Source organism: Profundicola chukchiensis (assembly GCF_029664245.1).
In the GTDB taxonomy this organism is placed as follows: Bacteria; Bacteroidota; Bacteroidia; order Flavobacteriales; family Weeksellaceae; genus Profundicola; species Profundicola chukchiensis.
Genome location: NZ_JANAIE010000007.1, coordinates 1 through 11,845 on the forward strand (window position 1 = coordinate 1; position 11,845 = coordinate 11,845).

An 11,845-nucleotide genomic window follows, 5' to 3' on the forward strand; every position below is an offset into this window, starting at 1 on the left:
TTGTCGTACAAGGTGAATATAACAGCCATAATTCCATTAAGACTTCGTTTATAACTATGTTGTAGTGCATTAAAAAAATCGTGAAAAGAATATTATCAACACCATTAAAAATTTGTGGATTTCTAACAATCTTACTTGGAATTGCAGTTGCGATTCTGACTTTAGGGTATTTAATAATTCTTGCTTTATATTTTATTGGAATTGGACTTCTTCTTTACTTAATTGACTTTGTTCTTAAACGTAATATAAGCAACAAACAGATTTTTAAAATCAGTCAAACCAGTTTAACAATTGTTTATCTGTTATTTTCAGCTTGGACTTATTTAAAATGGCAAGAACATAATGAAATTACATTTCCAAAAGAATTTAGTGGAGAAGCAGGAATTATTTTTGGAATTGAGAATTATCCACAACTTCCTGAAACTGAATTTTGGACTAAAAAAATTACAATTCCAAAAAACGGAATTTTAATTACTTCAACAAAAATCGAAGAAATACCTAACAGATTGCAATTCTATATTGGAAATGAGAAAATAAGAGACTTTAAGCAAGTAGATTGGAATCCAAATTTTGAATTTGATTGTATCGTTAGTGACGCTAAAATTAAAGCGTGGTTATTTACAATTAACGGTTCAAAACAAAAAGGCGCAAGAGAAAAAATTACAGAACTTTGTAATGAAATTGGAGGTAATAAAATTTCAAGTAGTTACAAAAGTGATAATTCAGTTATTTCGACAGACAAAAAAGGTAAATACTTATGGCTTCAAAATAAGGACTTGACTTCATTGCCAAATGGTTTAGAGAAACTTGACATTTATAAAGCTATTCTCACGGGAAATGATTTAACAGAAATCCCAAGCCAAGTTTTAGAAATAAGTTCCTTACAGAATTTGATTGTTGCAGGAAATCCCATTAAAGAATTTCCTTGTAAACTAAACAAACTTGAAAAACTAAAAAGTATTTCTATTGCAGAAACAAAAATTTCAGAAATCAATTGCGACTTATCTAAATTAGATAGTTTAGAACATTTTGATATATCAAAGAACAATTTGAATAGTTTACCTGATGAGATTAAAAATGTACCGAATTTAAAATGGCTTTCTTTAAATGATAATTCATTTACTAATTTATCATTTATAGATAAACGCCTTGAAAATTTAGAAACACTTTATTTGTACACAAACAAGGTAAGTGAGTTAGGAACTGAAACTAAATATTTAACTAATCTAAAAGAGCTTTTGATTTTTGACAATCAAATTGAGAGTATTCCAAAGAATATTGGAGATTTAATTAATTTACAAAAATTGGAAATATGGAACAATCCGATTAAATCAATTTCGCCAAATATTAGCAAGTTGACCAACTTAAGAACATTAAGAATTGATGATGATTATCTAACTGAAAAAGACAAAGAAAACCTGAAGAGTTGGTTGCCGAATTGTGGAATAAAATATCAAACAAGAAGTGAAAAATAACGCACTACAACACCGTATATAAGCTATGGCTCGGTCTGTTCTCATTTGGAAAATCTTTGGATTTCCCAAAGTTAGTTTATATTTAGAGAGGTTCGTGCTAAAACACGCCACAGCTCATACACGAAAGCTTATTATCACCAATTTGAACTGTAATAAATTAAACAAAAAAGTGTCCTTATCTGAAAACAAGTTGAATGAATAAAGTAATACTACAAATCTTGCTTTTAGTCTCTTTAAATTGTTTAGGTCAAGAATCAAAACTGAACATCACAATAGACGAAAGAATTGAAACATTATATTCTGTAGCATATTTTAATGATTATTTTTTGGTTAATAATCACGAAAACCTTTACAAAAACACTTTAAAAAATAAACTACAGGGATTAAAAGAGCATAAGGCTGTTCAACTATTTGACAGTTTATCTACAAAATATAATTTTTCATATTATAGAACTGTAGAATGGATACTTCAATTTTCAAATTTTCCTGAATTGCAAAAAATCAAAGAAAAAGCAGATGATTATTCAACCGTTCCTGAAAACAAAAAATACTTACTTGAAGAATTCAGAAAAGAACTGATTAAATTTAATCAAGATACCCTTTTTCAAAAATACTTAATGGCTATAAAACCTTTAAATAAAAAAGTGATTACACAAGTAAGAAACTCTGAAACCATCGACAAATTACCAACATATTTAGAGGAATACTATGGCAAAAAACTAAACTCATATAATCTAATTCTTTCACCATTAATTCACGCAGGAGGCTTTAATTCGGAAATAATAAATGAAAAAGGAGAAAGAGAAGTTTATGCGCTTTTAGGTCCAAATGGAGAAATTGATTTTGTTCCGTATTTTGATAAAGACTTTATAGAAACTGACTTAATTCTTCACGAATTTGGTCATTCATTTGTCAATCCGTTAGTTGAGAAATATAACAAAGAAGTAGAGGAGTTAAGTTCCAAATACTACACAGAAGAATTGAAAACAACTGGGAATAACCAAGGGTATGGTGAATGGAAATGGGTTTTCAACGAGCTTCTTTTGAGAGCAACTACGATTCATATAACCGAACAGAGGTTTGAAAAAGAAAAAGCTAAAAAATTACTGGATTTTGAAAAATCAATTGGATTTGGGTTGGTCGAAGAAATTTTGGAGATTCTAAAAGATTATGAACTAAATAGAACGAAGTACAAAACTTTTGATGAATTCTATCCAATATTAATTGAACGAATGAAATAAAAACTGCTTACAACAACGTATGTAATTTATTGCTAGTTATAGCCTACTTTTGAAAATCCTCGCGGAATTTCCAACTAGATGTGTACTTGCAAAGTTAATTGCTAAACCACGCAACTAAACATAGCTGAGACGGTTAGCCAATATTAAGAAAAACCATGAAAATACTGACTATAATAACACTTTTTCTATTTGATTTTTGTAATCTCAATGCGCAACAACTGAACTGTGAAAAGTTTAAAAATGGTGAATTTGAAATTAGAAAAGACTCAATATCCAAAGGAAGTTTTATCAGCAGAAATGATAGTATTCAAATCGAAAGAAGTAATGGATCAAAAGATGCAACCGAACTAATAGTGAATTGGATTGACAAATGTACATATACACTAAAACCAAAAGATATAAACTTGGAAGAGTTTAACGACTTACCTGAAAATGCACTTTTGAAAGTAGAAATTATTGAAGTAAAAGAGGATTCGTATATTCAAAAAAGTAGTGCAAATTTTGCCGATTACGAAATAATAAAAGAAGTATATTTAATTAAATAACAGTAGCAAAAAAGGTATGCATGGGAAGTACTATACTGAATTTTATTCCCTATTGTCTACACCGTGACTTTGCAAAGACTTCTGTATCTATCTGTCGCTGTTGAGTCTATATCCAAACGTAGCTAATTAAATCAATATCAATGAATAGAGTATTTTGTCTTTTAATCGCTTTGCTGATTTTATCTTGCCAAAATGATGATAAATATGTAAGTTCATATAATGAAACAAACATTGAGTGGAACAAGTCAGAGAAAATAAAAGTTCTAAATTTTGGAACCTTTCATTTTGGTTATACTCCAGATAAAAATAAAACAGAATTTGATGAGAATAATCAAAATAATCAAAAGCAGGCTCATGAAATTGCTCAACTTTTATCAGATTTCAAACCAACAGTTATCATTGTTGAAACAGTACCAAGTTATAATTTAGAATTGCAAGAAATTTTCAAGCAATATAAGATGAACCCAACAATGGAATTCAAAAATATCAATGAGATTCAACTTATTGCTTTTGAAGTCGGACGTCTTTCCGAATCAAAAAGAATTTATGGAATAGATCATCAGCTGGGGTATAATTATATGATTGGGGATGAGATAAAGAATAATGATATTGACTCTGTGACATATAATTATTTTAAATCAAGTGCGGAAGCCTATAATCAGATTGAGAATATGTCATTGAAGAAAGCACTAACTCTTATGAATACCAATGATTATTTAAATTGGAATATAAATGTTAATGCAGATATTCTTACTTATGTTGGAAAGAATAGCGGACATCACGGAGCAGATGAAGCTTCTGAGTTTTATAAACGGAATTTAAGGATGTTTTCAAATTTAAATAGAATTCCTCTTTCCGAAGATGATAGAGTCTTTATTCTTATGGGAGCTGGACATACAGCATTTTTCAGAGATTTCATTTCAAGAAGTCCAAAATATGAAGGTGTTCCTGTTGAACACTACTTAAAATAACTGGCTTTAACAATGTATAACCGCAGTTTCTAGTGGATTCGATTGCGTTCGAATCCACTAGGAATTGCTAACGACAGTGCTAAACCGAAAATTAACGCTTATTAACCCGTAACTAAGGGTTATACGAGATCGTTGTGCGTTATTTGAGACTCAATATGCTGAATAAAAACAACAATTAAGCCGGCTGTAAATTATGAAGATAGAATATAATAAGATCTCTGTTTTAAGCAATTTTGTGGATAAGCAATTATATCGTGAATTAATAAAATGGGAAATCTTATTCTCGACACAAATTTTGTTTATTTTAAATCATAAAATTCACCCAAATTCACGAATTTTATAAAACGTATATAATTATTTATTAGGATTACGGAATTTAAAATAAGATTATAAAATCATTAACAAGTTGAAAAGAAAATTAACGAAATCAATTGTAGCTAGTTTATTAATGTTTTTAGCTTTATATTATTTAGCAAATTTTGAAATCTATACCTCCTTGTTTGTTTCAATTGGTGCAAGTGTATTAACATTCTTCATATTCTCTTCTGAAAATCAAAATCAATAGTACTCGTGAGCCGCATAACTAAAACGCTTAAAATTACCTTATAATTTAAGTTAAAAAATCATGCATTTAGAACAGTTTTTAGAGTCAAAATTTAGTCTAAAATCATTCAAAAAAAGAATAAAATAAAGTCAATTTTAGGTATAAAAAGCTAATAAATTGAGAGAAATCTGCAACGAAATATCAATTAAAAGAGCTTGTAATTGGAGGGAAATTAGATAATTTCACTTCATCTGCATGAAAAAATATTCCGTCTAGATGAAAAAATCATTTTATGCGCATGATGTTACAACTTTATGCGCATGAAATGACTAAAAGATGCGGATGAAAAAGTCAAAAGATGCGCATGATTTTAGGCAAAAAAAAGCCTGAAACAAAATTCCAGGCTTTTTAAAATAGGTTAGTAACTATAATTTATATTAAAATGCTCAGTTTTTGCATCGAAAACTGATCTTATTTTTCTGATATTTTTTAATTAAAATTCTTGCATTATCTGACTTTAAATTAACAGTTGAAGAACATTTAGAGTAATTCTCTCGAAGTTGTTTGTTGCTAAAATTCAAAAGAGATGTAAAGTTTAAATTAAAATGTACATTATTCACGAAATGCGTGATCAAACAAATCAACAAAACAGCAAACGTATTTGAAAAGTTTATTGATAAAAGATAGCGTTCAAATAGTATCATCACTTATAAATTATAGGTTTAGAGCTAAATTAAAAAGCATTGACTGATAAAACCAGGAGAAAACATAGAGTTTACTCGCAAAAACCTTGAGTTTACTCGTCATTTTTCCTAGTGATTGAAATACAATAAGTTATGTGTGTTTGTTCTACGGAATTCTATTGAAGAGAATAAAGAGTAAAAAATGAACAAACCGAAAACAGAAAACCGAAAACTGAGAACTGTGAACGGCTAACAGCGAACCGTCAAAGCTTACTTCTTCGCCTTGATTTCCTTATCCAACAACATTTCAACCTCCCATAGGGTGTAATTCAACATGCCATCGACATAAAGAATCTTTCCGTTTTTGTCTAAAAGCATGTTCATAGGATAACTTCTTACGCCAAAACTACCTAAAGCCGATTTTTGATTGGTGATGTGATTAAAGTTAATCGGACGTGTTTCTAGAAATTTATCAACCTGTTCCTGTGTGTTGAAAGTAATCGCTACAAATTGAGCTTTATCATCGTATTTGCCGGCTAATTCATTTAAAACAGGGATTTCCTTAATGCAAGGAGGACAACTGGTAAACCAAAAGTTGACGAAAATGGGCTGACCATTAGGTTTAATATTAAATAAATCTAAGGGAAAATCCTCGCCAATCATCTGCATAAATTTAGCATATGGATTTCTCTGTTTACTATAATCTGGCTTGATACCTACACGATAGAAAACTGTGTCATTTCTTTGAATAGAATCATATAACATGATGATGCCTTTTTGCTCCACAATTTCGGTGGCGACATTCTCGTATATTTCATGAGAAATAATCTGATTACCGGGCATTTGATATAATTTAACCTCTTGACCCATCAAGGGCAAAGCAAAAATAGCCAAGGTGAAAATGTATATAATTCTAAAAGACATAACTAGTTATTTGCTTGAAAGTTAAAATTTATATCTAACACTCGCAATAAAATATCTCCCCAAAGTATTGCGGGTATTGATGCTCGTATAGAAATCATTGAAACTATTACTCACAATTTTGTTATTGTCTAACAAGTTTCCAGCCATCAGATAAGTATATATTTTCCTAGCTGGTTTGTATCTAACACTAAAACCTAAATCATGGTTTTCGTTGATCTTTCCACCATTAGAAAATTGGTTATTAAAGTCATAATCAGCCTGTAATAAAATCGCATCCGAAAGCATCCAAGCCGTTTTTAAGAAAGGCTTCCAATTCACAAATTGATTTTCGTTTAATTGGTTGCTATAGTCGTTTCTAGCATAGTTTAATCCTGCATCAAGCTCAAATTTCTTTCTAAATTTAAAAGAGTTAGTTAGTGTTCCAGAATAAAAATCAGACTTATTCTCTAGTGTAATGTTGTTGTTTCTTGACTCAAAATCAGCAAAGCTTAAACTTCCATTTACTTTTAAGGTATAAACTTTATTGAATCTTTTAGAAGCATAAATAGAGTAGGACCAAGTGTTCTCAGGCGTTTCTGAGTTAAATGGTGTACTAAATTGAATTTGATCAGCGAAAAATCCTTCGGTTCTAATGTTGTCTGACTTTTTAGAATAACTAAGACTCGTCCAAAGGTTGAAGAATTTAAAATAATTAAATATGTTATAGCTCAAATTCACCTTTTGATATCTGGTTTCTCTTAAGTTGGCAGAACCTCTGTAAATATCAAAGTAACCTTGAATGTCATAAGCCTCCGTTAATTCTTTTATTTGTGGAATTTCATAGGTATGTTCGTAATTAAGCCTTAGCGAACTAGCATTACTAAATTTATATTCTCCATTAAAATGTGGTAGAACTCGTGTTAAATCAAGGGAACTATAGGTCTGTGTACCCATGTTTTCTGTTTTGAATTTGTGGATTCCAGCACCTAAATCAAATTTAAATTTATCGATTTTACGAGTATAAGTTGCGTCTGCATAGAGTTCGGTAAAGTCGAATTCCATTTGGGTTGGCGTAAATTCATTTTGAATTAACTCCGTATGGTTAAACAATGAATTCTCTAATTTCTGATCATTTTTATTTAAACCTAACTTAATTCTAATATTACTTAAATTGGTAATTAAATGATTGTAAATCGCCAATCCTTGAAACGTATTTGAAACTAATTCTTGGTTTTCGTTTAAAGTATATAAATCATTTATGGGAGTAAACTCAAAGAATCCAGCGAAGGGTTCTTCGGTAGCTGTTAATTGCAAATCAGGAGATTCTTTTTGGTGTGAATGTGTAAAATACAACCCAAAGTTATCATCTTTTCCGACTTTTCGGATATAGCTCAATCGCTGACTCACATTGGTGTTGTCCCTTCTTTGTTTTGTTTTTCTGATGATGCTTGGCTCGCTGTCATCATTCATAAAACTATTGATATCGCTTAAATTATCTTGGTTCTGCTCATTGAAGTTAATACGATATTTTAAATTTGAATTTGGGTTGATATTATAGTCTACTCTTAATCTAGAGATAAAAGAAAAAATATCTTGATTATTGGTCTTTTCGTCACGTTGGGTGAAGTCAGAATATATTCTTTCGGTACTGGATTCATAATTCAAGTTATTATCTGTTGCCAAGGCAAAAGCCGTAATATTTAATTTCTTGATGGGTTCATATCCAAAGTGAAAAGCACCCAAATGATTGCTCATGCTTGTGGCTTTTTGTCCCGAACCGAACATCACGCTCGTCATACTAGAACGCAAAGCATTAGAACCTCCTTCTTCCATAAACTCAGAGATTCCACCCAAGAATTGAAAGTAATCTTCGTTAGAGAAAACTGTTTTGCCGTAGGTATTGAAATCCGAAATCAATGTAGCATCTGTCTTGCGGCTAAACCTAAAGAGTTTCTCTTGTAAATCGTAATGCTTATCGGCATCTCCACCCATAGAGACATTCCCAAAAATGAGATTTTTCTTATCTTCCTTTAATACAATATTCAGCTCTGGTTGCTCTTCGTCTTGCATGGAATTAGCAAAAGGATTCGCCTTAAACTTTTTATTCAACTGTATTTTATCCACGGCATCTGAAGGTAGGTTTTTAGTTAAAAGCTTGGTGTTTCCCCCAAAGATTTCTCGGCCCTCTACTTTAATAGAATGAATTTGCTTTCCTTGATAAAATACATTTCCATCTTCTATTTGAATACCAGGTAATTTTTTTAAAACATCTTCTAAAGTTTCTTCGCTACCGGTTTTAAATGAATCTGCATCAAATTCTATGGTGTCGCCTTTCATTTTAATAGGAATTCTACCTTGTGCCACAATATCTTGCAGCTTTACGCTAGAGCTTTGGAGTATAATCTCCTCACGCATATTTTTGTTTAAAGAAATTTTCTTTAAAAGTGGCGCGTAGTTCACATGCTCAATCTCGATTTCATAATCTTTACCACAATCCATTTCTAGTTTAAATTCTCCCTCTTTATCAGAAAAGGTAAATCCAGCGCTTTTGTTATTTTCATCAAATGCCGAAATAGAGGCATCATATACCGGAAATTGTAATGAGTCTAAAACCATTCCGCGGTAGTTGCATTTCTCTTGTGCGGATAAAAAACTAAAAGATAATATTAGAAGTAGGAAGTAAAAATGAGTCTTTTGCATGTTTCTTTTTTTATAAAGCTAACCAACTATTTGATAAGACGAACACAAAATAATTCTGTTACATAAATCATCCTAAAATAGGAGGGAAGAAGTTCATTGGGTTTTAATTCGTTTATCCATGGAGTTGGATTTAAAAAAGTGAGTAAATCTCCCTTCGAAAATTTACTCATTCTATTGGTTTCTTTTAATTAAAATAATCTTTTGAATGCTTAATATATATTATTCGGTGTCAACGCCGCCACCCATCATTTCTTGAATTTTCTTTTGTATTTCTAGCATTTCCTTTTCAAAAGCTTCTTGGCTAAGCTGCTTGCCACCTGCAGGTTTAGTAATTTTAATTTCTTCATTTTTAACGGCTACCGAAAGAGCAGTAACATTAATATCTACACCATTGGTGTTGAATTCGGCTTTTAGGATTAAGCCTGGTAGTCCCCAAGTTCTATCCGGACCATCTTTAATAGTGATTTTCGGCGCAAACCAAGCTCTTGCAGAAATAGTATCGTTATATTGTCCCATAGCTTTTCTGGTGCTAAAACCAGCAATCTCTTCGTTCTCACGCGTGATTTCCCAAGTATATTCTGGTAATTTATCTTTTACCAAATATTTAGTTCCCATGATATCATAGGGTTTCAAGAAAGTCCCTTCTTTTAGGTCTTTGTAAAAAACACCTTTGTCCTGACTCATCATTTGTTGAGTAATCATTCCAACTGGAGATTGTGCATTGCTAATTTTTTCAACCATCTCATAAGTCGACTCCTGACCATTGGTTTTTAAGATATAATTGATTTTGATACCGTCGGCTAATTCTTGTCTAATCTGATCGGCTACCTGTGCACGATATTGCTGTGGAATACTTTGAATTACGGTTTCGGCATCCATGTCCATGCGCAATTCGTAGGTAACTTCTACAAATTCTGTAGATTTTTGTGCTTGGATAGTAATTGCTAAACAAGCAAATAAGAGTAGGAATATGTTTTTCATGATAGTAATTTTATACATAAGACGAACAAAACATTTTTATGTTACAACCCTGTATGTTAAATAAAACTCGAATTAATCGAGGTTTTTAGGTTTGCCAGAAAACAGAAGAGCAATCCCACCACCAATTAAAAATCCTAGCAAAAAATCATACTCACTATCCCAAGTAAACATAATTACAGCTCCAATAATGGCTATAATGAGCCCAATAATTCTATAAATATTCATGATTTGTTTTAGTGGTTAATCAGAAGTGTCAACCCCTTGAGAGTACATTTCTTCCATTTTTTTTGCTTCCTCCATGATTTGTTTTTGATATTCCTCTTGTGAGATAGCTTCAGAATCATCTGGGAATTTAATTTTAACATTATTACCTTCTAAATAATCTAGCTCTTTCGCAAAAACATGAATCTCATAATCATTATTATTTAACTTATATTCTAAAATTAACCCTGGAAGCCCCCAAACATCTTCTGGTCCAGCTTTGTATGGGATTTTAGGAGCATACCATGCTATAATTGAATTATTATCCAATTTCGCTGTTGCCTTTCTTACCTCAAGTCCTAGTATCTTTTTAGTATCCCTTGTTAATTGCCAGTCATAAGTAGGAAGGTCTTTTTTAACAGTTCTACTCGTTGAGAACATTGTATAAGTTATATACTGGATGCCAGTATCATAATCTGAGTAATGTTTGTTATCATCACTTCCAAAAGAAACGATGATGGGGGGCGGGCCATCTTTATCATATTGCTGATTATCTATTTTTTTACAAAACTGTATTCAGCTTGATTCCCTAATAGAATCAATTCGACATTTCTAACTTCCTCCATGGCTCTGAGTTCAGCTTCTGCTAACCTTGGGTCTTTTGCGGACTCTTCATTCATTTCCCATTTCTCTTGCTTACCATACTTAACCTTCAATGCATCTTGGGCAAAGAATGGACTTGATAGTAAAAGTATAAATGAGAGTAGCGTGATTTTGATTTTCATAGTTCTTAGATTTAATCAGAAGTGTCAACCCCTTGAGAGTACATTTCTTTTAGCTTTTTCATATATGCTTCAGTTTCTTCTTTATATTGCTCTGGAGAAATAGCTTTGCTTTCATCGGGTTTTTCTATGTTAACTAAGTTGGCATCCAATTGCTCTATTTCTTGCGCGAAAATATGAGTAGTTCTAATTCCTTTAGATGTTTTTCTATCAACCTGATATTCTAAGATTAAACCAGGTAAACCCCAAACATCTTCTGGACCTGCTTTATAGGTGATTTGTGGAGCATACCAGGCTGTTTCTTCTTTGTTTTCACTTTTTATAATAGCTTTTCTCACTTTAATCCCCAAAATCTCTTTGGTTTCTCGTGTTAATTCCCATTCATAGGTGGGTAATTCACTTTTGATAAGGGTATATTTACCATTAGCAGTAAAAGATCTGAAAGTTATCCCCGTATTATAATTGGAATATACCTTTTCGTCGGGCATACCAAAAGTTACAATTATAGATGAGCCTTCACTCATTTCAGTTTGATCATTTTTTATTTTTTCAACAAAAACGAATTGAGCTTCATTGTTATAGACGACCAGTTCATAATCTGTAATATCTTGCATGGCTTTTCTTAAAGCCTCAGCAAGGTCTTTATTTGTTTCTATGATTTTTTGAGAAATGTCGTATTTAGTTTGTTTCCCATATTTAATCTTCAATGCATCTTGGGCAAACAAACCTGTGCAAAGAATTAAACAGATAAAAGTAAGTACACGCATAAATGTATTTTTTTAATATTCAAGCGGTAAGTTACAATTTTTCAATAAATAA

General features: G+C 31.4%; 11 protein-coding genes. 4 read left to right on the plus strand and 7 right to left on the minus strand.

What is annotated here, in order from left to right:
- Positions 1 to 80: 80 nt before the first annotated feature.
- The 4 genes from NLM59_RS09415 to NLM59_RS09430 all read left to right on the plus strand — a co-directional run bounded on the left by NLM59_RS09415 (position 81) and on the right by NLM59_RS09430 (position 4,232).
- Positions 81 to 1,475: a leucine-rich repeat domain-containing protein gene (locus NLM59_RS09415; protein ID WP_304417529.1), complete on the plus strand. Its 1,395-nt coding sequence runs from the start codon at positions 81 to 83 to the stop codon at positions 1,473 to 1,475.
- A gap of 194 nt (positions 1,476 to 1,669) precedes the next feature.
- Positions 1,670 to 2,716 (plus strand): DUF4932 domain-containing protein, encoded by a 1,047-nt coding sequence (locus tag NLM59_RS09420; RefSeq protein WP_304417530.1) that lies wholly within the window; start codon positions 1,670 to 1,672, stop codon positions 2,714 to 2,716.
- 155 nt (positions 2,717 to 2,871) lie between these two features.
- A complete protein-coding gene (locus NLM59_RS09425) occupies positions 2,872 to 3,261 on the plus strand; it encodes a hypothetical protein (RefSeq protein ID WP_304417531.1) in 390 nt (129 codons plus the stop codon).
- 140 nt (positions 3,262 to 3,401) lie between these two features.
- Positions 3,402 to 4,232, plus strand: coding sequence for a DUF5694 domain-containing protein (locus tag NLM59_RS09430; RefSeq protein WP_304417532.1), 831 nt, complete (start codon positions 3,402 to 3,404; stop codon positions 4,230 to 4,232).
- A gap of 1,497 nt (positions 4,233 to 5,729) precedes the next feature.
- Here NLM59_RS09430 and NLM59_RS09435 read toward each other — a convergent pair.
- The 7 genes from NLM59_RS09435 to NLM59_RS09465 all read right to left on the minus strand — a co-directional run bounded on the left by NLM59_RS09435 (position 5,730) and on the right by NLM59_RS09465 (position 11,793).
- Positions 5,730 to 6,383 (minus strand): TlpA family protein disulfide reductase, encoded by a 654-nt coding sequence (locus NLM59_RS09435; protein WP_304417533.1) that lies wholly within the window; start codon positions 6,381 to 6,383, stop codon positions 5,730 to 5,732.
- 21 nt (positions 6,384 to 6,404) lie between these two features.
- Positions 6,405 to 9,062 (minus strand): peptidase associated domain and porin domain-containing protein, encoded by a 2,658-nt coding sequence (locus NLM59_RS09440; protein ID WP_304417534.1) that lies wholly within the window; start codon positions 9,060 to 9,062, stop codon positions 6,405 to 6,407.
- A 219-nt stretch (positions 9,063 to 9,281) separates the two neighbouring features.
- Positions 9,282 to 10,043 carry a GLPGLI family protein gene (locus tag NLM59_RS09445; protein WP_304417535.1) on the minus strand — a complete coding sequence of 254 codons (762 nt, stop codon included), beginning with the start codon at positions 10,041 to 10,043 and terminating at the stop codon, positions 9,282 to 9,284.
- 72 nt (positions 10,044 to 10,115) lie between these two features.
- Positions 10,116 to 10,268: a hypothetical protein gene (locus NLM59_RS09450; protein WP_304417536.1), complete on the minus strand. Its 153-nt coding sequence runs from the start codon at positions 10,266 to 10,268 to the stop codon at positions 10,116 to 10,118.
- Between the two features lie 15 nt (positions 10,269 to 10,283).
- Positions 10,284 to 10,820 carry a GLPGLI family protein gene (locus NLM59_RS09455; RefSeq protein ID WP_369426793.1) on the minus strand — a complete coding sequence of 179 codons (537 nt, stop codon included), beginning with the start codon at positions 10,818 to 10,820 and terminating at the stop codon, positions 10,284 to 10,286.
- The gene (locus NLM59_RS09460; RefSeq protein WP_304417537.1) at positions 10,799 to 11,029 is read right to left on the minus strand and encodes a hypothetical protein; all 231 of its coding nucleotides are present in this window, start codon (positions 11,027 to 11,029) and stop codon (positions 10,799 to 10,801) included. Before NLM59_RS09460 ends, NLM59_RS09455 begins: the two co-directional genes overlap by 22 nt.
- Before the next feature lie 11 nt (positions 11,030 to 11,040).
- Positions 11,041 to 11,793 carry a GLPGLI family protein gene (locus NLM59_RS09465; RefSeq protein ID WP_304417538.1) on the minus strand — a complete coding sequence of 251 codons (753 nt, stop codon included), beginning with the start codon at positions 11,791 to 11,793 and terminating at the stop codon, positions 11,041 to 11,043.
- Positions 11,794 to 11,845 lie beyond the last annotated feature (52 nt).

What these genes read in the sequence shown, in the direction of transcription:
- NLM59_RS09450 (WP_304417536.1), bottom strand. Translation starts at nt 10,268, where the DNA reads ATGAATATTTATAGAATTATTGGGCTCATTATAGCCATTATTGGAGCT.
- NLM59_RS09465 (WP_304417538.1), bottom strand. Translation starts at nt 11,793, where the DNA reads ATGCGTGTACTTACTTTTATCTGTTTAATTCTTTGCACAGGTTTGTTT.
- NLM59_RS09445 (WP_304417535.1), bottom strand. Translation starts at nt 10,043, where the DNA reads ATGAAAAACATATTCCTACTCTTATTTGCTTGTTTAGCAATTACTATC.
- NLM59_RS09430 (WP_304417532.1), top strand. Translation starts at nt 3,402, where the DNA reads ATGAATAGAGTATTTTGTCTTTTAATCGCTTTGCTGATTTTATCTTGC.
- NLM59_RS09460 (WP_304417537.1), bottom strand. Translation starts at nt 11,029, where the DNA reads ATGAAAATCAAAATCACGCTACTCTCATTTATACTTTTACTATCAAGT.
- NLM59_RS09440 (WP_304417534.1), bottom strand. Translation starts at nt 9,062, where the DNA reads ATGCAAAAGACTCATTTTTACTTCCTACTTCTAATATTATCTTTTAGT.
- NLM59_RS09425 (WP_304417531.1), top strand. Translation starts at nt 2,872, where the DNA reads ATGAAAATACTGACTATAATAACACTTTTTCTATTTGATTTTTGTAAT.
- NLM59_RS09435 (WP_304417533.1), bottom strand. Translation starts at nt 6,383, where the DNA reads ATGTCTTTTAGAATTATATACATTTTCACCTTGGCTATTTTTGCTTTG.
- NLM59_RS09420 (WP_304417530.1), top strand. Translation starts at nt 1,670, where the DNA reads ATGAATAAAGTAATACTACAAATCTTGCTTTTAGTCTCTTTAAATTGT.